The sequence below is a fragment of the Bordetella genomosp. 9 genome (genome assembly GCF_002119725.1).
GTDB lineage: Bacteria > Pseudomonadota > Gammaproteobacteria > Burkholderiales > Burkholderiaceae_B > Bordetella_C.
In genome coordinates this window covers 1963821-1986439 of sequence record NZ_CP021109.1, presented here as the reverse complement: position 1 = coordinate 1986439, position 22619 = coordinate 1963821, and the positions used below count along the sequence as shown (strand labels likewise).

Below are 22619 nucleotides of genomic sequence, written 5' to 3'. Positions count from 1 at the left end.
CTTGGGGTTGGGTTTGCGGGTACGTCGAATGGCGCACAACCCCACGATAGGAGGTTTCACACACAAAACAAAGACGTCAAAATATGGACACCCTGTATCGGAATCGAGACACTCATGGATCTCAATGCGCTTGAAGACTTTCAACTCGTGGCTGCGCACGGCGGCTTCGGCAAAGCGAGCCGCGCCACCGGCCGGTCCAAGGCCACCCTATCGCGCCGTGTCGCCGATCTGGAGGAAGCCCTGGGAATCCGGCTCATCGAGCGCGGTACGCGAAGCCTGGAGCTGACCGAAGCCGGCCAGCTTTTACGGGCGAGAACACAGGGACCGATGAACGAGGTAGCCGACGCGGTCGCCGCAGCGCGAGATGGTCTTTCGGCGCCGCGCGGACGCCTGCGCATTGCGGCGCCGCTTCTGTTTTCCCAAGTGGCCCTGGGGTGGCTTGCCGCCAAGTTCCGCGCCGCCTATCCCGAGGTGGAAATCGAAGCCGTGGCGGAGGATCGTCTTGCCGATCTCGTCGACGAACATTTCGATGTTGCCATCCGAGTCAATCCGCCCAAGGACAGCGCGCTGGTCGGCCGATGCTTCGCCAAAGACAGGATGATCCTTGCCGCCGCGCCGTCGGTCGACATGCCCAGGAAGCGCCGCAATCAGCCTTACGCCGTTCCGGCGGTCGTCATGCCGAGCTACCGCGACGGTGACCTGTGGACCATCCGCCATGGTGGGATCACCATTGCGCCGCAGCCGGTTCTGCGCCTGTCCTCGCTCCTGATGGTCCGCGATGCCGTCGCGGGCGGCGCTGGGGTGGCAATGCTCCCGCAGTCCATCATCGGCAACCTGCTCGAAAAGGGCGAACTCGTTACGTGGGGCGTTGCCGGCGGCGAGGTCGAACTTTGGGTTCTGCACACTTCACGCCGTTTGCAGAGCCCGAAAGTCCGCGCCTTCGTCGAGTTCATATGCGCCGAGTACCCGCATGGATCGTTCACCACTCCAACCCGGTGAATCACTGTCGCGCGAAGCGCGCAGCGATGGTCAGGCGCGTAGGTCGCGCTCCGACGGCCGCTAACTGCCCCGCCGGTATCCCAGAATCAGTACGAACCCCGCGAACGCGGCGATTCCAATCTGCGCGCCGACCCCAATCCAGCCAAAAGCCGCGACAAGGGCGCCGGCCAGTACCGGTGCAACGACCTGTCCAAGGTAGTTGCCCTGCATGACCAGACCCAGGCTCATGGGCGCCAGGTGCGGCGCGGGCGCCGAACGCGGTGCACTGGCCAGCAAGGTCGCAGGCAGCACGCCCGCCGCGGCCGAGAAAGCCACGCACAGCACCAGCACTGAAGCAGCTGGCATGGACGGCAGAAAGGCCAGCGCCCCAAGCACGCCCGTAGCCAGGAAGGCCGCCCCCATCAACCCTGCTGCGGTCATCCCGCGTTGCAGGATGATCCCGCCCAGCACGTTCCCCGCCGCATTCGCGAGCACGGTCACGGCGCCGACCGCGCCCGCCTGCGTCATCGACAGGCTTGCCTGCTGCATCAGGAAAGCGGGCAGGAACGACATCATGCCGAAGAACTGCAGGTTGTACACCGCGAAGGCCAGACCCAGCAGAACCGTGGGCCGGGACTGGAGCACGCTGCGCGCCCCTGCCTGCGTCTCTTTTGGCGTGCCCGGCGCGCCGGGCACGCGCAGGCCCACCCAGACTGCAATGCCAAGCGAGAGCGCACCGTCGAGCGACCACAACCGTTGCCAACTATCGAGCAGCGGGCCGGCCAGCATGGACAACGCAATACCGATGCCCATGAACGTGCTCCAGAAGCCGAACACCAGGCTGCGCCGTTCTGGCGGCGTCAGGCGGTTGAGCGCCGCCGGCGCGGCCACCACCACCATGAGAAAGCCCAGCCCTTCCACGATGCGGGTGGCCAGCAGCCAGGCGTAGCTGGGCGCCGCCGCGCCGGCGAAGCTGGCCAAAGCCAGGATGACGAGTCCGGCGATGAGCACGCGCCGGTCGCCCACCCGCTGCGCCAGCACCCCCGCGGCCATGCCGCCGATGACGCCAACGATGGCGAACACCGACAGAAGGCTGCTCAGGTCCGCCGGGCTGCGGCCGAAGGTGCGCTGCATTTCGGGCAACGCGATGGGCCCCTTGCCTACGTGAAGCGCCGACATCACCCCCGCCACAATCACCAGCGTGATCGCCCATCGATCGAACGTGGCGCCCGCAGCGGGCGGCGCGGTCGGTTTTGCTCGCAAGGTGCTTTCCATCATGGTTTTTCTTCCTCCCGTCTGATGGCCGCAACAGTCGTGATCAAGAGGCCCGGCCGGTGCCCGGTGCGCCAAGGCCGCCCCTGCCGGCGCGTTCCGGTCCGACCACGTCGCGACGCCGGACAGCACCCCCCGCATATTCCTCATCCACCCCTGTCCGAAACGCCGAGGAAGCAGAATAAAAGTTAAAGTCAGCTTTAAGTCAAGGAGCCGGATATGACTGATTCCAGCGCTGATCCCCTGGTCACCATCGGATGGGTTTCCAAACGCAGCGGCATTGCCCCCTCGGCGCTGCGCTTCTATGAATCACGCGGATTGATCACGTCGGTGAGGACGGATAGCGGCCACCGGCGCTACCCGCGCTCGGCCCTTCGTCGGATCGCCTTCATCGTGTTCGCGCAGAAGATCGGTCTAAGCCTGGACGAGATTGCGGCCGAACTGGCGCACCTGCCCAAGGACCGCGTACCGAGGGGCGCAGACTGGAAGCGTCTCACACGACAATGGAAAATGCGCATCGAACAGCAGATTGCTCAACTGCAGGCGCTGAACATGGGCCTGGACGAATGCATCGGCTGCGGATGTCTGTCGATGAAGAAATGCCTATTGACCAATCCAGGCGACCGCTCCGGCCTGAGCGGGCCGGGGCCGCGCCGCTGGCTGGGCGATCCTCCGCCTGAATGAACCGAAGGAATGAACATGGCACATCGCTTACTTCCAGACCTGCGCCGCTGGGCCGCTATTGGCAGTGGAGAGTCTGGCGATTTCGTCTACCGCCGCGATGATGGACTGGCCTACGCCAAGATCGCTACGGGCGCCCGCGCTGCTGACCTGTCGGCCGAACGGGACCGTCTGAACTGGCTGCAGGGGCGGGGCGTCGCCTGCCCCGAAATCGTGGACTGGCGGCAGGAGGAAGACGGCGCCTGCCTGATCATGACCGCCATCCCCGGCATCCCGGCGGCCGGTCTGTCCGGAGATGATCTGCTCAAAGCCTGGCCTTCGATGGCGCAGCAGCTTGCCGTTCTTCACACCCTGCCGGCCGGTCAATGTCCGTTCGAACGCAGGTTGTCGGGGCTGTATAGCCGCGCGGCGGACGTCGTGTCTCGCGGCGCGGTCAATCGCGACTTTTTGCCGGATGAGGACCAGCACATTCCTCAGCCCGAACTCCTGATGCGGGTGAAACGAGAGCTGCCGCTTCGACTCGAGCAAGAGACAGCCGACATGGCGGTGTGTCATGGCGACGCATGCATGCCCAACTTCGTCATAGACCCTCACCGCCTTCAATGCACCGGCCTGATCGATTTAGGACGGCTCGGTACGGCGGATCGCTACGCCGACCTGGCGCTTATGGTGGCCAACGCAGAAGAAAGCTGGACAGAACCGGATCAAGCGGAGCGTGCCTTCTCCGTGCTGTTCGACATAATGAGGATCGAAACGCCGGACCGCGACCGCCTTGCCTTCTATCTGCGCCTGGACCCGCTCACCTGGGGCTAGAGCGATCCTGCGGAATCGGCCGCATAACCCAGGCGGGGCAGGCTTTTACGGGCGCCGGCCCCGGCTTACTGGGCCATGCCCGCAAGGGCCGTTGCGGCTTGTTCGAGCCCGCCAAGAATGGTGAGTTCCAGCCCCAACGGGGCACACCAGGCGAGAAACTGCTCCACGCTCAGTTCATGGGCATTTCAGCTCCAGATGGGGAAACTCGTGACTGGCTCAGGCCGATACGAGCGGCAAGGGCGGACTGGGTCAGTCCTTGCGTTTTTCGGGCGGCCTGCAGCACGGCGCCCAATTGGACCGGCCTGACCAGCGTTTGCGAGAGGGGGCCATGCGTATACCTGGATTTCGAATAAAAGCAAAATATCTGAATCTCGAATATTCGCGAAATAGCTGAATCCCAGCTACGCCCCGCGCGGGGAAGGCGCCAGATAGATAGATGTACGGCGTCAGCCCCGATTGTCCTCCATCGCCCAGCGCGACCTGAAGTAACGCTCGACATCGACCGTCTCATACCCATATCGCGCATTGAAAGTGGCGGACTTGTCCCACCACATGCCATCACCAAGGGCGAAGGCCGCGCGATAACGCGCCATCGCGTCCTCCGGGGCAGCCGCCAGGTCCGCGCGCAGTTGGTCCAGCGTCCATACGGATTTCTCGAATATCTGCCCGGTGACTCGCTCGACAATCTCCGCCAGCTCTCCGTACGAGATCGTGTCGCCGGCCACATAAATGACTTGATTGGCGATCCGCGGCTCGGCCAACAGAATCTCAACGGTGAGCCTGCCGATGTCTTCGGGTGTCGTTACCGTCAGTTTGGTATCCCAGCTCCCCAGGCCATGAATCGCCTTGCCTTCCAGATCCACGACACCGAATGCCGGTTCGAACAGGAAGCTGGTAAACATGCCGGTAGAAACGATGACCCATTCGGTCACATTCTGCGCACGCAGCAATTGCCGGACTTCATATTGCTCGTCGAACACCGGCTGGCCGCTGCCACGGCCGACGACGTCGTAATCCACGCCGAACTGCCATGGGAAGTACCGCCTCACTCCCGCCGCCAGAACGGCGCGGGTGATCTTCAATTGGGTGCCGGGCCCGGCAACGAAGCCGGTACAGCTCAGGACGGTGTCGTACCTTTCGAAGCACGTTGTCAGGGCCGCTTCGTCGGCAGCCAGATCGAAGCCGATGACGTCTACTCCCATCCCCCGGAGTTCGGCGACATGCCCGGCATCCTGCCTCGCCGTCTTGCCGGCGGTGTCAGGCGATACCAATGCGGTGACCGACCCATGCCGCTCCTGGATACGCGGCGCGAGTGCGCGCAATACGGCCATCCCGAGTTGCCCCGCACCCAGGACAAGCACATTCGGCCGATCTGATTCACGTTGAGCCATGCTCTCCATTCCTTCCAGATTTCGATGCAATTGAACTATCGCCCGGACACAGCCAGGGAGATATCCCCTGCTCCGCTCGCGGCGCGTCTTCCAATGCAGGCACGGTGAAAACCGAATCCGCGCCGCCTGGAAGCCCTATATTGCATGCAAGCACGACGGCGATTGCCCGCGGCGACGCGATTTCATAATTTGAATATTTGCAATAATCTGGACTTTCACCCTTCTTCGGTGCAAGGCGAATCGCATGGACAGATTGCAGGCCATGGAGACCTTCATTCGCGTGATCGAGGCCGGCAGCTTCAAGAAGGCGGCCGACACCATGCACGTGCTTCCATCCACCGTGACGCGCACGATCAAGGAGCTGGAGGCGTACCTGGGTACGCGGCTCCTGAACAGGACGACCCGCGCCCTGAGCGTCACCGATGCCGGACTGCGCTACTACGACAGCTGCAAAGCGATCCTGTCCGATATGCGGGCCGCCGAAGGCATGGTTGCACAATCGACCGGTGCGCTGCAGGGCGTTATCCGCGTCGGCACGACGCCATCCCTGGCCAAGAATTTCCTGATCCCGGCCTTGCCGGATTTTCGTGAGCGCTATCCCGGAATAACGCTGGATTTTCAGCTCGAGGATGCCACCGTGGACATCGCCCAGCGGGGCCTGGACTGTGTCATTCGCGCCGGCGAACCGCCGGTGTCCCGGCTCGTTGCGCGGCGCGTTGGCCAGTTTCATTGGTATGTCTGCGCCTCGCCGCAGTATCTTCGAAGGCACGGCACGCCGGCCACGCTGGACGCGCTTGCGCAACACGTTGCCGTCGGCTATATCAACAGCCAAACGGGACGTTCAAGTCAGTGGTTGTTCCGTGAAGGCGGCAACGTGGTCGCGCGGTCAATGCCGGAGAACGTTCGCGTGAATGACACCGATGCCTATGTTTCCGCTGGCGTCGCCGGCCTGGGCCTGATCCGCGTGGCGAGCTATATGGCAAGACAGCATATTGCAGATGGAAGACTGATCAGGCTGCTCGAAAATATCGAAGCGCCGCCGGAGCCGGTATCCATTCTGTACCCGCAAAGCCGCCACCTGGCGCCGGCCACCCGCGCGTTCATCGACTGGTGTTCCGAGGTAATTGGAAAGGCCGCGTCCGACTGGTAAAGGAAGCTGGAGCGGGAGAAAGCGCGCCCTCCCCGATAAAATCCATCGAAAGCCCGTTCCGCCCCTTCAGCCCAATCGCACCGAAGCAGATATGTCATCCGCCACGCCGTCGCGCCGCCTGCCCCGCAGCGATATGAGCCAGACCTTCTGGCGCGACCCGGCCATGCCTTTCGTGGAAAGCCGCCGCGCCTGCCGGAGCCGGGCCTGCTATCGGCCGCACCACCATCCCACATTTTCCATCGGCGCGGTGGACGGCGGCCGAAGCGTCTTCACCGGCGCCGCCAGCGGCCCGGTCGAACTTCAACCCGGCACGCTGGTGTTCGTGCCCGCCGGGCGTGTGCACGCTTGCAACCCGATGCCCGGGGCGGAATGGAGCTATCAGATGCTGCACGTGGATGCGGACTGGCTGTGCGCTGTCCGGCAGGAGTACGCCCAGACCGATGCAAGGGACGACGAGCCAGTGCGAATCGTCGTCGCGCCAGCCGCCTATGCGCGATTCTGTCAGCTCAATGCGCTTTTGTTTTCAGACGCGGCGGCGCGAGACAAGGAAACCGCTCTGATCGAATTCATCGGCGACCGCGACACCGAACAGGGCTTGCGCATCGAAGCCCCCACCATCCCCTCTCGGGTCGCGGATCAAATCCAGCCGGCGCTTGACGCGTTGCGTGCGGCGCCGGCGGCCGCCATCGCCTTGCGCGAATTGGCGCAGCTTGCTGGCATGAGCCGCTACCAACTGATTCGCGCGTTCCGCGCCGTTACCGGCATGACGCCGCATGCCTGGCAGCTGAACCTGCGAATCAACCTGGCCAGGGAACGCATGCGGCAGGGAGACGACCTCTCCGCTTTGGCGCAGCGCCTGGGTTTCGCCGATCAGGCTCACTTCCAGCGCGTGTTCAAGGCACATGCGGGCGTAACGCCCGGGCGTTTCCGCGCTTAACGCCGGCCGCAGCGCAGCTGCAATTTCCTTCAATACAGGAAACCCGCCGCTTGGCACACTGCGCGGAAAAACTTCCACGCGTGCTTTGAATGCAGCAGTTCCTGGTGATTGCCGCGGCGCATTTCCTTGCGCTGCTCTCTCCCGGCCCGGATTTCTTCCTGATCGCCCGGACCTCGCTGTCCGCAGGCTGGCGCGTGGCCAACGGCGCTTGCGTCGGCATCGCGCTCGCCAATGGCGTGTTCATTATCGCGGCGTTCGCCGGCACGGCTGCGCTCCGACCGGACAGCGTGCTCTTTGCCGGCCTGCAAATGGCCGGCTGCGCCTATCTGCTTTATCTCGGCGTGCTGTTCATCCGGTTCGCCGGCAGCAGCGAATTGAATATATCGGCCCCCCATCATGCTGCCGCGCCGGTTCATCCATTCACGGCATGGCGGCGCGCCGCCGGCATGGGGTTTCTTTCCGGCATTCTGAATCCGAAAAACGCGATCTTCTACGCAAGCCTTGCCGCAATGCTGACCGGCCCCCACGCCAGCGCCGGCTGGAAGATGTTCTACGGCATATGGATGTTCAGCGTCGTACTCGCGTGGGACGTCCTGATCGCCATCCTGATCGGCAATCCTGCCGTACTGCGGCGCTTCGCCCGGGCGTTGCCCTGGCTCGAGCGCATTTCCGGCGTCGTATTGATTCTGCTCGGGCTGGGCGTCGTCGTCGTTCTGGTTGCGCGCTGAGACAGAGCTGCATGCCGGCTCTGTCACCGTCGTAGCCAGGACGGCGAAAAGCGGCGCCCCAGCATAAGCGCCCAGCAATCACGTCTTGACGACGGTGATCAGCCAGCCGGTTTTCAACGATGCCGCAGCAACTCGTCGATCTGATTGTTTTGTGTGCCGGCAGCGCCGCCGACGTGCTGCCAAGGCAAACCCGGCACTAGGGCTCAAGACCTGCCACTGTTCGCCGTCCAACGCGACATCCGAGCCCGGAACGGCGTCTGCCGACGCCGTCGCGAGCGTTCCTATCCTATCAACAGTTTGCCCTGCACAAGATCGTCCATGAAGCGAAGCAGCGGTTTGTGGTTTCCAGCTTTCCACTCTTCGTAGGCTTCGTGCAACCTCGGAGACAGGATTCTCTCCAACGGTTGATGCGGCTGCTCCTTCTCGATCTGCTTTAGCTTGTCGATTGTTTTTATCGCGCCATCCAGAGCCGAATACAGTCCCTTGGGGTATGGCCCGGCGCCCCTCGGCCACTCCTTTTTCATCGCGTAGCCGTGCTCGACGCGACTGATGTGATCGCGCATGACGCGAAGCATCGGTTGCTTGTTGCCCATCTTCCACTGCTCGTAAGCCTGCCGGTCGGCCGGAGGATGCTGGCCAAGGCGTCCTTCCTTCTCCAGCCGCTCCAGCTCGGAGATTCGCCGATCCAGCCAGCCCGCCGAAGAGTCATCCTCCCGAACCGCGACACCAGCTTTGACGTCTCGCTCGATGCCGCGGGATCGGTTCTCCCTGCCGGCGTCAAGCCATGGCTGTCAATGAGAACGCTGGCCCGATGTTCATCCATCCGAGCCACCGTGGGTGCCGCGGCGGCCTGGTCGGCGACAGCTGCGACCGCCGCGAACTTCTTCGTCATCTCGTCAAGCTTGCCATTGCCCTGCTCGTCACCGGACAAGGTACCCGGATGACACACGCTCCGTGTCACGGCCGTACTCGTAATCGACATTTTGCGAACTCCATGGTTTAAAGGAGCTCGATAGGTAACGGCAGAATTCGCGGTATCGCGATGGTATGAGTCCGATTACGCACCCCGGCCCCCTGCTGCCGCGCGTCAATCAGGACTTCCGCTTTCATGGCCGTAAGCGGTCTGCAATCACGCCTTGACGACGAGGATCAGGCCGCGGGTGTCCACTGACGCGGCAGCAGTTCGGCGATCCGATTGTTTTTCTGCGTCACCAGCCGGGTGAGCACGTCCTTGAGGTAGGCGTGCGGGTCATACCCGTTCAGGCGAGCCAACTGGATCAGGCACATAAACTTGGAAGCCCCCTCATTCCACTCCACTATTTCTTCGTCAAAAGTTCTTAGTAGACGGCAGGATACGCGCCCTTCACGAGGGTATACCATGGCAGCCGAAGAGCTCTCCTCGTCTGAGTCACGTACTGAGATGACCGGGCGGTCCCAGGAAGTCTAATAGAACTTGGCGCGTAGCTTCTCGATTCTTGATTTCACATTCCCACATCACCAGTACATCCCACCCAGCGTCCATGAGCTGTGCTAGTGCAGATCTATCGCGTTCCATGTTGCGTTCAAGTTTGGGAAGCCAGTAGGCTGCATTCGACCTAGGCGGCCGCCCCTCCTTGCATCCTGGATGCTGGTGCCAAAAACAGCCGTGAATGAAGATCACTTTTCGGCGACAGGGAAACACTAGGTCCGGCTTGCCGGGGATTTTTTTATGGTGCAGCCGGTAGCGGTAACCAAGGCTATGCGCCAGACGTCGCACAGCCATTTCGGGCGCCGTATCTTTACTGCGGATACGGCGCATGTTTTCGCTGCGGTTCATCCCCATGGAGGTTTCACACCGTCAAATCCAGCGGCAAATCGGAAATGTCCTTCAACCGGTTTCCATTCACCATCACGTCCAGCAACTCTGCTGCGTCGTCCATACCTAGCGCTTTCACTGTCGCTTGTAGTTCATACAGAGCAAAGTGATAGACGCAATCAATGTCACCGGTTCCGAGCGCGATCGAGGCAAGGCGGCTCGGTGTTGGCTCTGCCGTCACGACGACAACATGCGGCAGGCGGCCCTTCCGATTCCGTACCAAGTTCAAGCCTTCAGAACGCGCGTTCTGCGCGCGGTCGCTCCGAATCGTCCACTTACATGAAATGCTAGCGTGCAGAAGCGGCAGACCGCCGTTCTTTTTTCTCAGGCTCGCAAGCCTGGTCACAGTGTCATCGACTAGGAGGCCCGGTGCGTTGATGGCATCGTCTTCCTCCGTGCCCCGTACTACGACAATATCCGGCGTAATCGTGTAATCGCTACCAAGCGCTGCTGCCAATTCGGCATCAGCTTTTGCGGCCTTGTCGAGCGCGATCAGGTGCGCATATTGTTCATAGCGGGCGATCTCCAGGCGGTTGCGCCCTGAGACTTGGTGGATGTCCCAGGAGCCAGGGCGCAAGTGACTGAGCTTAAGAAAAGTTTCGCGCACGAATGCAGCGCATATGCTTTCAAACTGATTACCTGAAGTTTGACCTGCGATGCGCTCAGCTATGGTTTCGGCCTTGAGCAGGTCGGCAATGCCTTTAGCAATGGCTCTGCTTGGTCCATTACCCGTGTCGGCATTGCTCACGATGCCAGCGGCATTGGTGGTCAAAGTAGTTTGAAGCAACGAAGCATGGAAAGTCTTTCGCGCTTCCAGAAAGGCAGCGTCAACCATCACGCGACTTTGTAGATCCGTTTGACTGACAGGGCAGCGAAGATTTGCCGAGCCACAGCAGCGGCCACCGGCGGTGGAAAAGCGTTGCCAATCTGGCGATAGGCGGCCGTCTTGCGCCCGAAGAATTGCCAATCATCGGGGAAGCCCTGGATGCGTGCCGTCATGCGCGGCGTTAGACGCGGCATACCAACGAAGTTATCGGCCGGAGCATCGTCCCACAGGCCCATGCCATCAACCCCTAGGGCAGCCCAAGCGCGTTTCGCGCGGGTTGGTCCAAGATCAGGCCCTCCGTGCTTCTTAGAACCCCCTACTAAGGTCGGGGCAATCGTGTTCGCCTGATCACGCCACCGGGCGGCTCCGCGCCAACCATTCGCAGCCATGAGGTCATGCAGCAGCTCGCCAACCGTCAGCGGCTTGCTTTGCAATGGTTCTGGCCAGGAAAACCCATCAGCCAAATCTTTACGGATGCCAACAAACACAACCCGGGGTCGAAGTTGCGATACACCATAGTCTGAGGCGTTGAGCAGACGCCACCCCGGTGTATATCCCAGCTTCTCGAGCTGCTTTTCGACTTTGTTCCGGTAGTCGTCAAAAACGGCATCAAGCAGGCCGCGCACGTTTTCAAGCATCACCGCCTGCGGGCGGCACTCATCGACCAAACGAATGGCCTCGGGAAATAGATCGCGCTCGTCGCTGGCGCCGAGCTGTTTCCCGGCCTTAGAAAATGGCGGGCACGGCACACCACCAGCCACGAGGTCAATGCCTCGATAGGGACGACCATCGAAACGGCGTAGATCACCCTCCATGACGTTCCAGGCGGGCCGGTTCAGGCGCAGCGTGTTGCACGCGGCCGGTTCCAACTCAACCAGGGCGGCATGATCGAAGCCTGCCATTTCCAGGCCGAGCGCTTGCCCACCCGCACCGGCGCACATTTCCAAAGAATTAAATAGACTCATATCGCTTTTCTCTTGGTTGCCCTACGTGGCTTTCTGACCGCCTGCGAGGGGAACAAGTCCGTCTGTAAGCCGCCCTGATGACGATCGGCGAATGTCTGCATGAACTCGCGCAGCACTTCGGAAGCGTTCCGGTTTTCGGCGAGACATGCTCCCTGAAACGCCTCGCGGAGTTCCTTTTCCACACGGATACGAAGGCCAACGTTTTTACCTGACATGAGTTGGATTATGGCATGGATACACGATTGTGTATCCAAAAATTTGGGCCCTGCCACCGTCATTGCCCGGTTGGCTGGCATACAAGGCTTGCCCCAGCGTGTCGAGCACGAAATCGGTGATCATGAACGTGCTCAGGCGCCAGCCGACGAAGCGTCCGGCGTAGACGTCGATGACGAAGGCCTCATGCAGCTGCCCGTGCCCGCGGGCGGCTCGCTGCATCTTCGCGATTCAGGTGACGCCAGACCTTGTCGGCGCCATAGATCCGGTGGTTCTCCTGCAAAACCAGCTGGACATGGGGCTTGAACCACTCCCCGCGCGGCGCGGTCGCTGCGACGTGACGGGTCACGCAACCGTGCGGCATGACACTGATAGGCAGACGGGACAACTTGCAACGCCTTGCAGACCGGCTCGACCCCGTAGACGCTCGATGCGTGGCGATGTAGGTGTTTACGACTTCAGTTTCCGGTAGAGCTCCGCCTGCGCAAAAAGCAGCTGGCGGAGCGCAAAAACATCATTGACACGGCGCAGTTCACGGTTCTCCAGCTCCTTGATCCGCTCGCGCTCACTTGTCGTGCCCCCTTCACAGCGTGCGCCGTCCACTTGACCCAAGTCAGCAGCGTTTGCGCCGAGCAGCCAATCTTCGGCGCTATGGACACGACTGCCGTCCATAGCGACGGATACTCGTCGCGGTGTTCCTGCACCCAGCGCACCGCCGCTCATGCCCTTCCGGGGAAAATTCCATAGGATTATTCTTATTCATGGCTTCATTTTGTCGAAAGTTGGAGCTGCCGCAAAACCCGGGACGATTCATTCAAATAGGCGTTCTCCATATGGACATGGCACGGTTCATCCAGCGATTGCTGGCGGGCTTCTCACGTCGTCGGACGAAAGCGTCCCTTTTTTAAGAAGGATCTCGGACCGCTGCGAGCTGGGGTTGCTCAGTATAGTTCCCCATATCCCTCTACATGGATGTCCAACCTTCGGGGCTCAGTTCAAAAATGATGGGCACTAATCGAGGACAACGCCGTAGTTCAAGGCGGGATTACCGAACCCTTACACGGAAACGGGATGCTGGGCGATGCAAAATCTTGGCGAACTGTGCCAAACCGAAAATGAAGATAGTGCGCAGTTACTCGGGCCTGGAGGCGTTTTCTGCTCTTTAATGCCAGCCTATGCCAAATGCAGCCTCACTCCCACTCGATTGTTTTTTGCAAGAAAAACATCTTTATAATCAGCGCCTTATAAATCCATTCGCCATCGATGCCATGAAAAATACCATCAAGCACCAAAGGAGGGGCTGAGCTGGCGTCGTCAGACTTGGCAATGCCGGCCAGCCTTCCGGCGCTCGATCTCCCCTTTCGAAAGCGTGCTGGGCCAAGTCGCCAACTCGTCCTCGGTGAGGCTCGCCAGGATTTCGGGCGCGTGCATTGTACTGACGTGGCCGGGTGGCTCGAACAATTGCTCTGTCCTATGCCTTCACCAGCTTCGCGGCCTTGGGATCGTAGATGTACTCCGTGATGCTGCCATCCTTGATACGCGCGACGGCCTCGTCGATGATGAACAGTGGAACAAGGAACCATTCCTCGGGTTGCACGGGGTGCCCGAAGCGATCATTGATGGTGATGTCCAACCGCGCGGGTGCGAACAGCCTGTGGAAGAGGTTCTCCATGCGGGTGCGATTGATCCCCGCGAGCTTGTACGTCGCAACGACCTCGACCTTTGCGAGCAGATAGGTCGCTTCGTTCTCAGCGTTGGCGATGCGCGCCTCAACCCTGCCGCCGGTTACTCCCACCTTGTGGATGATGTCGCGGTGCTGCGCGACATAGGGATGATCGGACAGGGAACGCAGGACGTAGATCGTGCCGCTTTCAACATCATCGGCCTCAAGCTCGCCCCCGAAGGAGAGTTGCCCGCTCTCGGGCGAGGCCAGTCGTCGCGCGGCGGGGTCATTGTAGAACGCACGCTGTAGCGAGCGCAGCAGCAAATTGCTCTCGGTGCCGTTGGAAAAAATGAGGCGCAGGCGGCGGTCTACTTCCCTAGCAGTGGTTTTCAGCGGCTCGCCAACCTCGGCGACGTAGAGCGTAATGCCATCAAGAACGAAAAAGTCCCCGGCTTCAATCGCACGGCGACCCGCCTCTATAGGCTGGGACTGGCGCAAGCCGGTCTTGACTTCCGTCTGCACGCGCTCGAACAAGGGCCGGAAGGTCTCGAAGTCCTCGCAGGGCTTACGATCCGCAATCTCCTCAGCAGCGCGCTTTTCGGCGCTGGTGCGGACATGGCGCAGAACCGTGATGTCGTTCGCGTCAGCAACATCCGCCAGCTCGGCAGCCAGGTCATCGATGTCGATAGTTTCCTCCGCCGAAGCGTCGACGGTCGGCGCCCCAGCAAGCAAGCCCTGATGGTCTAGCGGCTCAAGCAAGGCGCGGCAATCCGGGAGCGCGCGTAGACGGTCGAGCCGCACTGCATATAGGCGCTCGAATATGTCGCGGTCTTCGCCATGCTGCGGCGCACGCCCGTGCTGCTCGGTGAAGCGTTGGATTTCCTCGAAGCCAGCGATGACACGCTCCTCGCTGGCGGGGCGTCCATTTTTTTTCTCAGGCGGCGCGAACTCGGCCAGCTCTGCCGCCAGATTGTCAAGATCGGAGTTACTCATAGCGCCCCTCCGCCCTGAAACGCATAAATGCGGCCGCGCCTTCGGCCAGGTGCTTTTCCCAGGCGTCCTGCGAGGTAACAGATGGAGCCCGCCCACGCTCGCGCTTGAACTCTACCGCGCGCTTGGCGATCACTTTGGCATCTTCAGGCGTGATTGAGGTGCGCTTGGCCGAGATGGCTGCTGCCACCTGCTTCAAGCTGTCCTCGCTCATGGTCTTGGCGAGGATGGCGTAGGCTTCGCCGAAGGGGTTGATGCGGTCGATGAGGTCTATGTCCAGCTCGCGCACGTCCATCGCGAAGCGACGCACGCCGTCGATCAGGGCGGTGTTGGGCGACCCGTCACCCTCGCCTTCGGTGACAAGCCGCTTGGCCTGCTGGGTGAGGTTGAGGGCGGCAATGGCGTGCTGACGCACGGCCTCCTGATCTTCAGCATCAAGCTCGGGATACTTGTCCTTAATGATCTTGCCCATGCGAACCTGCGTCAGTTCCTCGGGCACTAGTTCCTCATCGAACAAGCCGCGTTCGATGGTGGGCTTGTCCTGCACGAAAGCCGCGATCACTTCGTTCAAGTCTTCCTGACAGATGCGCGCTGCCTCTTTGCTCTTGGGCTCGGCGAGGCCGTTAATCTCGATTTGGTAGGTTCCGGTCTGCTCATTGACACCGATGTTGCAACGGTCCGGATCGTAGCCACTCTCGCCATAGTTAAAGCCCGGCGTCGGGCCACTGTCGGGGTTCTTGGGCTTGAACTCGAAGCGCGGTGCGAGAACCTGCTCCATCAGCAGGCTCGCGGCGATGGCCTTCAACGTATCGTTGACGGCCTCGGTAACCGCTGCCTCGGTCGCGTCCGGCTCGGCGATCAGGTTGGTAAACCTCGCGCGGGTCTTGCCCGGCGCGTCGCGAGTGGCACGGCCGATGATCTGAACGATCTCAGTCAGGCTGGCACGGTAGCCCACGGTCAGCGCGTGTTCGCACCAAATCCAGTCGAAGCCCTCCTTCGCCATGCCCAGCGCGATGATGATGTCCACATGGTCGCGGTTGTTCTTCTGCGCCGGGTCTTTCAACGCGGCGGAAACCCGGTCACGCTTCGTGGCATCGTCATCGACCAAATCAGCGATGCGCAACACGCGGCCATCAGGGCGTTTGACGAGCTGGAAACCGGTAGTGGCGTCGATTCCCTGCCACTCCCCCAACGCCTCAATAATGTGCTCCACCTCGCGCATCTTATCCTTCGTGCTTTCCCGCGAATTGACGTTAGGGATGTGGATGATGGTCTTTTCGGCTGGGTCGAGGACATTGAGTATGTCATCGACGTAAGGCCCGCTGTAAAAGAAGTAGCCGATGTCGAGTTGCTTGAGGTGCTCGTAGCCGTTGAGCTGTTCGTAGTAGGTGTAGGTGACGGTATCGAACTTCGACTCATCCGACGGGGCGAGCACGGCCTCGGCGTCGCCCCGGAAGTAGGAGCCGGTCATGGCGACGATGTGGGTTTTGCCTCTCGCAATGAACTGGCCCAGGTGCGTGCCCAACTTGTTGTCGGGGTTGGCCGAAACATGGTGGAACTCATCGACGGCGATCAGTCGGTCGTCGAATGCCTCCACGCCGTAGGCATCGACCGCGAAGCGGAAGGTGGCGTGGGTGCAGACCAGCACCTTGTCGTCGCCTTCGAGGAACACGCCCAGCGACTTGACCTTGCCGCCATTGTCGTTGCCCGGCGCGTTGCACAGGTTCCACTTTGGCTCGACCTGCCAGTCAGACCAGAAACCGTACTTCGACAGCGGCTCGTCGTTGAAGCTGGCCCCGATGGACTTCTCGGGCACGACGATGATGGCCTGCTTCAAGCCCTGGTTCTGCAATTTGTCCAGTGCGATAAACATCAGCGCACGACTCTTACCAGAGGCGGGTGGCGACTTGATGAGCAGGTACTGCTCGCCCCGCTTCTCGTAAGCTCGTTCCTGCATGGGCCGCATCCCAAGCGCATTGGCCTTGGTCGATGCGCCATTGTGAGCGTAGGTAACTGAAACGGAGGGTACGGATTTGATCTGGTTGCTCATGCGTTGGCTCCCGCCTTCCGCTTCCTGCCATTGGCCGGAGCGGCCGAAGCGGTCATCTTGGTATAAAGGTCGAACAGCTTTTCCAGCCGCTCAGTGTCGTTCTTAAATCGCCGACCGATGTAGATGCGCTCCAGCACTTCGTCATTGCGCTCGTGCGCGGCGCGCAGATCGGCGGGCATCTTTTGAGGATCGTAGAGGTCGGCGATGGTGGCCGGGAAATGATGCTCACGCGCCAACAGGATGTCTTCGGCGCAGCGCGTCAGGTCTGCCTTGTTCTTCTCGGTTAGGGTCGGGACAGGGAAGGTGTTCCAACCGAGGGTGTTCGAATAGCGGTAGCGCGTTTCCAGCTTGCCGCAGACGGTGGCGATCCAGACCAGGTGTAATCGGCTTGCGATAAGCGCCATGTTCCACAGAGGAGCGTCGTAGAGAGCGAAGGCAAGATTGCTAACAATGGTGTCCGCTGTTACGAAACCCACGGGCAAATATTCGCGTGATTCGGAAGACACCGTAGGCACAACGATTGCGCTCTCTTTGGCAACTCCAGCAATTTGAACAAACCGATGCGGCTTCTTTGCGAAGCTGCGCGTGGATTCAGCCGGCGAATTGCTGCGATTTTCCACCACCAACTTCAATCGTTGCGCGATGAACTCGCTCGCATTTGCTGCTTCAACTTCATCGCTCTCAATCCAGAAACAGTATCGGAGCTTGCCGTTAATCAATTCCTCGGAACCGATGAAGCGTCTGATGAAAGGGCGTGCCACCGCATCGTCAGCCATGACCTTTCTTGCCAAATCGGCATCCATCAGCAAGTTACCGCCGTCACGCGGCATGTTGCCAAACAGCATGACGGATTGTGCGCCAATCGGATCGTTGGATTTTTCGACACATGCCAAGCTATCTGGCACGAGGTACGGGCCGATGGCAGAGCATTGCTTGAGCATGTCATCCTGATACAACCGTTTAGGCTGATTAGATTTTTTCCCCAGGCCGATGACTACGACGGTTACGCCCGCATTGTGAGCAGCTAGGTTGGCCCACTTAAACGACGTGTGAGCGAAACGAATTTCAAATCCGCGCTCAAAAGCGGCAGGCCATACCTCGCTGGCTTGCTGCCCTTGGCAAACGCTGTTTGTTGCCACGAAGGCAGCAACGGCATCCGGCACCTTGTCGGCGTAATCGAAAAAACGTGCAAACCAACCGGTCACGAAGTCGGTAGTCTTCGCCAGCTTGGGGTGCTTGGCCCAAGCGTTCGCCAAATCAGCTTTCTGCTTGTCGCTTTGCCATTTGCTGCCCCTGTATGGCGGGTTCCCGCAGATGTACGTTTCCCCACCTTCGTTTTGGAAGTCGATCTCAGCCTGGTCGAGCGGCATTTCAAAGAGATCGTCCGCCTGCAACTTCACGCCGGTACCCGTCGGCGGGCACACGCTTAACCAGTCAATCCGGAGTGCGTTATGGCACGTAATCCAATTTTCATTGCGCAAGGGTAGGAACTCGGCCAAAGCCAGCTTCTGCCCTCGGTACAGCACGTCACACTGGTACTCGGCGATGACCAGCGCAAGGCGGGCGATCTCAGCCGGGAAGTCGCGAAGCTCGATTCCGCGAAAGTTCGTGAGCGGGATTTCAGATGCGCGATCTAGCTCGCCACGCCGCCTATTGATCTCCGCCTCGATCGCACGCATCTCCTTGTAGGCGATGACGAGGAAATTGCCGGAGCCGCAGGCGGGATCGAAGACCCTGATTTTCGCCATGCGCCTACGCAGATTCAGCAGTGTGCGAGGGTTGTCGCCGGCCTCTTCAAGCTTGGAGCGCAGGTCATCGAGGAACAGCGGGTTGAGCACCTTGAGGATGTTGGGCACGCTGGTGTAGTGCATCCCCAGCTCACCACGCTCCTCATCTTCGGCGACGGCCTGAATCATCGAGCCAAAGATGTCCGGGTTGATCTTGGTCCAGTCCAAGCCGCCAACGTGCAACAGGTAAGACCGTGCGAACTTGCTAAATCGAGGCACCTCTTCGCCGCCGGAGAACAACTGGCCGTTGACGTAAGGGAAATCTTCGGCCCAACGGGGAGTCTTGGCAGCAGCCCGGTCCTCGCGCTTGGTGTTCATGGCGCGGAACAACGTGGCGATAACCTCATGCGTGTTGGAGGAGTCCTTGGCACTCATCTGCGCGACGGTTTCGGTGAAGCGGCCCTTGCCGACGAAGATATCGGTGTCCTCGGCGAAGAAGCAGAAAATCAGCCGCGCCATGAACTTGTTCATGTCATGGCGACGCTCCGCCGTACCCCATTCGGGGTTGTCTTTCAGCAGTTCGACGTACAGGCGGTTGAGACGGCTAGTGGCTCGGATATCGAAGGCGTTTTCGCTGATCTGGCGAACTGTGCTGATGCCCGCCAACGGCAGGAAGAAGCCGAAGTGGTCAGGAAAGTCTTTGAAGGCACAAGCGACGGTCTCGCCGCTGGTCAGGTCTTCGGCCTCGAAGTCCACACCGTCCGTGGCGAGAATGAACTTCGCCTTGGCCTTGCCCGTCGCCGGACTGGCCTTGAGGGCTGCCAGCGTCTGCGTCACTCGCCCCGCGTCGCAAGTCAGGATGTGGATGTTGCTGGTCTGGAGAACACCGCCGAGGTCGGACTTGTTAGACGCCCCAGTGCGCAGGCGCTTGATGGTCGTCGCCTTGTTGCCAAAGGCTTCAAGGAAGGCGTAGGGAAACTCTGCGGGGTCAAAGGGCTGCTCCGCGAGGTCTGTGATGGCTTGTTCGATTTCTACGGCGTTCATGGGCGTGCGGACACTCCTCCGAACGACGCGACAAGGTCGTTTCGCGGGTCGCTCATGTTTTGTTCTGTGTTTTCCTAGCAATCTGCAGCAGACCATCGAGTTGGCTCATAGAAGACCACTCGATTGGCATTGCATGGCGAGGCGTTTCAAAGTTTGGCCAAGTCCCTTTCATCTTGACCACCTGATTACTCATCGACCAATTGCTCGACATGCTCCGTCAAAAGCTCGGTGATGGTTTTGCCATGCTGGGCGGCATACACCTTCAGCTTCGTGTGCTGGTCGGCCGGTATCTGGAAGTTCACCCGTTTCATCTGAACATTCCCACCGGTCTCATGCGTGACGGCCTTGCCCTTTGGCGCAGTTACGCGGCCTTGCTTCTTCATGGCAGTTTTTTCCTCACGCACTAGATGAGACTTTGTGTAAGCTCTAGCATATCGAGATTTTATGCTCAAACAAGTATATGAGTAAAGGAAGCTGGCCGCCTCGGCTTTGTGTTACCCGGTGTCCGCCTGGGTCTTGGCAGTTGGTCGATTCCGGAGAGGCCGGTAGGGATGCCGGAGCGACTTCGTGCCAGAGAGCGCAGCAGCAAGGGAGTGACCACGATGGAAGTCAAATTCAGCCGCTACAACACCGCCGACTACCTCAAGACCGAGGATGACATTGCGGCCTACATCGACGCCGTGATGGAGGATGGCGACCCCGCGCTGATCGCGGCGGCACTTGGAGACGCGGCCCGCGCTCGCAATCTGAGAGGGCCGGACAAGACTCTGCCGGGCGGAGGCAAACAGCCATGAAAGATAGAGACCATGAAGAAGCGATGGCCGAGCTGTTCCGGAGTGACCCGGAACTCGCAGCTGCCGTCCTATCCGCTGTCGAGTTGGATGGCGACCACGCGGAACTCGCCATAATCCGCCGTCAATTAGCCAAGGCCGGCGGGCTGGCACCAAAGGGAAGGACCGAAACGCAACCGTAACGGGTTGCGGTTGGCGTCACTTGCCCCGAACCAGTTGCCCCATGATGGCGCTCAGCTTAGCTTGCTGAGCCCGAAATTCTCTCATCAAGGTCTCTACATCGACCGGATTGGCACCCTCTCCTCGTTTCTCCGCAAGCCAGAGCTTCAGCAGCCCGGCGACGCGGCCGAGGTCGCCGTTGACCCGCACAAGGTCGGCCACGGCATCGAGGTCCGCCACGGATCGAATCGGGTGATTCAGTCCGGACGCCCGAAGGTAGGCCGACAGCGATAGTCCGCCCTGTGCGGCCCGGTCGGCCAGCTCGGCTTTTTCGTCCGGCGTCACCCATACCTCGATCCGCTCACGGCGCGGTCGCGTGCCTCTGGCGGTCGCTTTTTTCTCATCGTCTGTCATGCGTTGGCGTGCCCTCCTTTTGGTGCCATTGGCCCCTGTCGCGGCAGCGACCGTTAGCCTCGCAGAGCAAGATGCCGTCGAGCCGCAGGCGAGTAAGGGGCGGTGTTGGAGCGGTGCGGGCGTAGCCCGTACCGGTACAACACACATCTTGCCGTCCGTTGTTCTGCAATTCAACGCGATGTTTCGTAAGTACATTCTCGAATAGCGCTAATTTGCGCTAGTTCGCGCACAGCTCACTTTGTTCGCAAATCTTCGCGCTAATTCGCATTTATTCGCACAAATACTCGTTCACCCCACCGCTCTTCTCTCCACGTGCGCATCGGCGGATAGCTTTCTATCCGCCGATGCGCTTTTACTCATAGATTCATATACTCAGATGGTACAAACGCCAGATGATGGAGGCACCAAATGAAAAGTCAGACCTACGACCGAGTGCAGTCGCTCGCGGCGACGATAGACGAGCTGCAAGCGGCCATTGGCCGCGCCGATCTGTTGACCGCCCAACATCTCGCCGCATGGGCGGCGGCCGAACTCGAAGATTGGCAATTGGCCCTCCTGCACATCCCGCCGACCGAGCGCTCGCGCTACGTTTCGGCCAATCCCTATGTGAACCAAAGGAGTCAGTGATGCGCTACTTCGTGAGCTACGCCGCGCACCGCCACGGCGGCGGCGGCTTCTTCGGAAACGTCATCGTCAACTCGCGCATGATGGACCGTTGGACCGTCGCCGCCCTCGCCGATGCGCAGCGCATCGCGCCGGGACACGTGCTGCGCGTAGTGATCCTGTCCTATCACCCGCTCGGCACCATGCGCGCGACCGACGTTATCGGCTACTGGCTGGCCTCGAAAATCGAAAACGCATTCAAGCGGCTTTTCGGAATGAATAAACCGGAACGGCTTAGTCCATCCAAATCGCTCAAAGGAATAGGCGGATAGAAACCTATCCGCCGATGATTTCCTCCAAGGAACGGAGAAAAATAGCGATGTGAACTCAACAGAGGACCGCGAATTATGATTACTCTTCTCAAGAAAGTCACCCCCGCCGCGCTCACCGTTGCTATCGCTGCCAGCATGATGGGGGGAGCGGCAACGCTCTATGCACCGCCCGCCCATGCAATCTACTGCTCGAACTGCTCGACCGTCTGGAATCAGATGATGGAGTACGCCAAGGCGGTCGAAACCTCGATCAACACGGCGCGCCAGTTGCAGACGCAAATCCAGCAGTACAACGACATGATTAAGCAAGGCCTGTCCTTGCCTAACAGCATGTTCCAGAGCTTCACGAATGACCTGCGCCGGTTGCAGTCAATCTACAACGACAGCCGGGCGCTCGCGCATTCCATGTCGAACCTCGATACGCAGTTCCGCGACCAATTCAAGGGCTACGACAACTACCTCAAGAGCATCAGCCAGGGCACCAACAACATGCCCGACCGCTACCAGAACTGGGCGCAATCGAGCTTCGACAATGCGCGCACGGCGATGGAATCGGTCGGCCTGAATACCAGCATGTTCGATTCCGAGGATGCGGTGCTCGCCTCGTTGGTGTCCCGCTCGCAGACCGCGCAAGGCCGGATGCAGGCGATTCAGGCCGGGAACGAAATCGCGGCCCAGCAGGTGCAGCAGCTCCAAAAGCTGCGCGAAATGATCGCCACCAACGTCACGCTGCAAAGCAACTACATCGCGCAGCAGACCGAGCGGCAGGCGGTAAGCGATGCTGCCGCTCAACAGTTCTATAGCCGCAAGAGCCAGCGCGGCCCGAGCGAGGGTTTCTAATCATGATGACTATTTCCAAGTGGGTATTTGCCGCACTGCTTATCAGTGTCGGCTTCGGTGGCGCGGTTGTGTCCCGGTTCGTGATATCGCCCGGCAGCGAATGCCCGGTGATCGCCGACAAGATCAGCAAAGGCAACGCGGCTGAAGAAGAGTTCCGCCGCCGCCCGAGCCAGCGCGGCCCATCGGAGGGGTTTTGA

General features: G+C 60.4%; 24 protein-coding genes, 2 pseudogenes and 1 other annotated feature. Of the genes and pseudogenes, 12 read left to right on the top strand and 14 right to left on the bottom strand.

From position 1 onward, the window contains the following. The first annotated feature begins 114 nt into the window (after positions 1–114). Positions 115–999 carry a LysR family transcriptional regulator gene (locus tag CAL13_RS09305; protein ID WP_086072183.1) on the top strand — a complete coding sequence of 295 codons (885 nt, stop codon included), beginning with the start codon at positions 115–117 and terminating at the stop codon, positions 997–999. A 60-nt stretch (positions 1000–1059) separates the two neighbouring features. Here CAL13_RS09305 and CAL13_RS09300 read toward each other — a convergent pair whose 3' ends face one another. After that, positions 1060–2256 (bottom strand): MFS transporter, encoded by a 1197-nt coding sequence (locus CAL13_RS09300; protein WP_086072182.1) that lies wholly within the window; start codon positions 2254–2256, stop codon positions 1060–1062. 213 nt (positions 2257–2469) lie between these two features. Between CAL13_RS09300 and soxR the strand changes: the two genes are divergently transcribed. After that, positions 2470–2934 (top strand): redox-sensitive transcriptional activator SoxR, encoded by a 465-nt coding sequence (soxR, locus tag CAL13_RS09295; protein ID WP_086072181.1) that lies wholly within the window; start codon positions 2470–2472, stop codon positions 2932–2934. Positions 2935–2943: 9 nt separating this feature from the next. Beyond that, positions 2944–3744: an APH(3'') family aminoglycoside O-phosphotransferase gene (locus CAL13_RS09290; protein WP_086072180.1), complete on the top strand. Its 801-nt coding sequence runs from the start codon at positions 2944–2946 to the stop codon at positions 3742–3744. Between the two features lie 169 nt (positions 3745–3913). Here the strand turns inward: CAL13_RS09290 and CAL13_RS21695 are convergent, their stop codons facing one another. Both CAL13_RS21695 and CAL13_RS09280 read right to left on the bottom strand, forming a co-directional pair. Then, a complete protein-coding gene (locus tag CAL13_RS21695; protein WP_420042422.1) occupies positions 3914–4243 on the bottom strand; it encodes a helix-turn-helix domain-containing protein in 330 nt (109 codons plus the stop codon). After that, complete coding sequence (locus CAL13_RS09280) at positions 4191–5135, bottom strand: aromatic alcohol reductase (RefSeq protein WP_086073578.1); 945 nt, start codon at positions 5133–5135, stop codon at positions 4191–4193. Before CAL13_RS09280 ends, CAL13_RS21695 begins: the two co-directional genes overlap by 53 nt. A 280-nt stretch (positions 5136–5415) precedes the next feature. On the opposite strand from CAL13_RS09280, the gene CAL13_RS09275 reads away from it, so the two are divergent. The 3 genes from CAL13_RS09275 (at position 5416) to CAL13_RS09265 (ending at position 7950) form a co-directional block, all read left to right on the top strand. Next, positions 5416–6285, top strand: coding sequence for a LysR family transcriptional regulator (locus CAL13_RS09275; RefSeq protein WP_198297939.1), 870 nt, complete (start codon positions 5416–5418; stop codon positions 6283–6285). Positions 6286–6376: 91 nt separating this feature from the next. After that, the gene (locus CAL13_RS09270) at positions 6377–7222 is read left to right on the top strand and encodes an AraC family transcriptional regulator (protein WP_086072178.1); all 846 of its coding nucleotides are present in this window, start codon (positions 6377–6379) and stop codon (positions 7220–7222) included. 89 nt (positions 7223–7311) lie between these two features. Next, positions 7312–7950, top strand: coding sequence for a LysE family translocator (locus tag CAL13_RS09265; protein ID WP_086072177.1), 639 nt, complete (start codon positions 7312–7314; stop codon positions 7948–7950). 281 nt (positions 7951–8231) lie between these two features. Here the strand turns inward: CAL13_RS09265 and CAL13_RS09260 are convergent, their stop codons facing one another. The 10 genes and pseudogenes from CAL13_RS09260 to CAL13_RS09210 all read right to left on the bottom strand — a co-directional run bounded on the left by CAL13_RS09260 (position 8232) and on the right by CAL13_RS09210 (position 19666). Next, on the bottom strand, positions 8232–8543 hold the full coding sequence (locus CAL13_RS09260) for a hypothetical protein (protein WP_086072176.1): 312 nt from the start codon (positions 8541–8543) through the stop codon (positions 8232–8234). Between the two features lie 556 nt (positions 8544–9099). Further along, positions 9100–9249: pseudogene (locus CAL13_RS09255) on the bottom strand (transposase domain-containing protein); the annotation flags it as partial. 109 nt (positions 9250–9358) lie between these two features. Continuing rightward, positions 9359–9766, bottom strand: a complete 408-nt coding sequence (locus CAL13_RS09250; protein ID WP_420042442.1) for a very short patch repair endonuclease — start codon at positions 9764–9766, stop codon at positions 9359–9361. Positions 9767–9779: 13 nt separating this feature from the next. Continuing rightward, entirely contained in the window at positions 9780–10640 is an 861-nt protein-coding gene (locus tag CAL13_RS09245; protein WP_232467799.1) for an NgoMIV family type II restriction endonuclease, read from the bottom strand. Next, positions 10640–11596: a DNA cytosine methyltransferase gene (locus CAL13_RS09240; RefSeq protein WP_086072173.1), complete on the bottom strand. Its 957-nt coding sequence runs from the start codon at positions 11594–11596 to the stop codon at positions 10640–10642. Before CAL13_RS09240 ends, CAL13_RS09245 begins: the two co-directional genes overlap by 1 nt. Before the next feature lie 270 nt (positions 11597–11866). After that, positions 11867–12623, bottom strand: a pseudogene (locus CAL13_RS09230) (IS3 family transposase); the annotation flags it as partial. Continuing rightward, positions 12190–12303, bottom strand: a sequence feature (AL1L pseudoknot). It overlaps the preceding pseudogene by 114 nt. Before the next feature lie 657 nt (positions 12624–13280). Then, positions 13281–14465: a GIY-YIG nuclease family protein gene (locus tag CAL13_RS09225; RefSeq protein WP_086072171.1), complete on the bottom strand. Its 1185-nt coding sequence runs from the start codon at positions 14463–14465 to the stop codon at positions 13281–13283. Next, complete coding sequence (locus tag CAL13_RS09220; protein WP_086072170.1) at positions 14458–16512, bottom strand: DEAD/DEAH box helicase; 2055 nt, start codon at positions 16510–16512, stop codon at positions 14458–14460. The genes CAL13_RS09225 and CAL13_RS09220 overlap by 8 nt, the downstream gene beginning before the upstream one ends. Next, positions 16509–19283 carry a class I SAM-dependent DNA methyltransferase gene (locus CAL13_RS21320; RefSeq protein ID WP_086072169.1) on the bottom strand — a complete coding sequence of 925 codons (2775 nt, stop codon included), beginning with the start codon at positions 19281–19283 and terminating at the stop codon, positions 16509–16511. The genes CAL13_RS09220 and CAL13_RS21320 overlap by 4 nt, the downstream gene beginning before the upstream one ends. Positions 19284–19468: 185 nt before the next feature. Beyond that, on the bottom strand, positions 19469–19666 hold the full coding sequence (locus CAL13_RS09210) for a plasmid partition protein ParG (protein ID WP_069220149.1): 198 nt from the start codon (positions 19664–19666) through the stop codon (positions 19469–19471). A gap of 219 nt (positions 19667–19885) precedes the next feature. On the opposite strand from CAL13_RS09210, the gene CAL13_RS09205 reads away from it, so the two are divergent. After that, positions 19886–20077 carry a helix-turn-helix domain-containing transcriptional regulator gene (locus tag CAL13_RS09205; RefSeq protein WP_086072168.1) on the top strand — a complete coding sequence of 64 codons (192 nt, stop codon included), beginning with the start codon at positions 19886–19888 and terminating at the stop codon, positions 20075–20077. Then, entirely contained in the window at positions 20074–20256 is a 183-nt protein-coding gene (locus CAL13_RS09200; RefSeq protein WP_081336731.1) for a hypothetical protein, read from the top strand. Before CAL13_RS09205 ends, CAL13_RS09200 begins: the two co-directional genes overlap by 4 nt. 16 nt (positions 20257–20272) lie before the next feature. Here the strand turns inward: CAL13_RS09200 and CAL13_RS09195 are convergent, their stop codons facing one another. Then, entirely contained in the window at positions 20273–20647 is a 375-nt protein-coding gene (locus CAL13_RS09195; protein ID WP_086072167.1) for a plasmid mobilization protein, read from the bottom strand. A 408-nt stretch (positions 20648–21055) separates the two neighbouring features. On the opposite strand from CAL13_RS09195, the gene CAL13_RS09190 reads away from it, so the two are divergent. The 4 genes from CAL13_RS09190 (at position 21056) to CAL13_RS09175 (ending at position 22619) form a co-directional block, all read left to right on the top strand. Next, on the top strand, positions 21056–21274 hold the full coding sequence (locus CAL13_RS09190) for a hypothetical protein (RefSeq protein WP_086072166.1): 219 nt from the start codon (positions 21056–21058) through the stop codon (positions 21272–21274). Beyond that, on the top strand, positions 21274–21582 hold the full coding sequence (locus CAL13_RS09185; RefSeq protein ID WP_086072165.1) for a hypothetical protein: 309 nt from the start codon (positions 21274–21276) through the stop codon (positions 21580–21582). The genes CAL13_RS09190 and CAL13_RS09185 overlap by 1 nt, the downstream gene beginning before the upstream one ends. Before the next feature lie 75 nt (positions 21583–21657). After that, positions 21658–22422 carry a P-type conjugative transfer protein TrbJ gene (gene trbJ, locus CAL13_RS09180; RefSeq protein WP_086072164.1) on the top strand — a complete coding sequence of 255 codons (765 nt, stop codon included), beginning with the start codon at positions 21658–21660 and terminating at the stop codon, positions 22420–22422. Between the two features lie 2 nt (positions 22423–22424). Then, positions 22425–22619: a hypothetical protein gene (locus CAL13_RS09175; RefSeq protein WP_086072163.1), complete on the top strand. Its 195-nt coding sequence runs from the start codon at positions 22425–22427 to the stop codon at positions 22617–22619.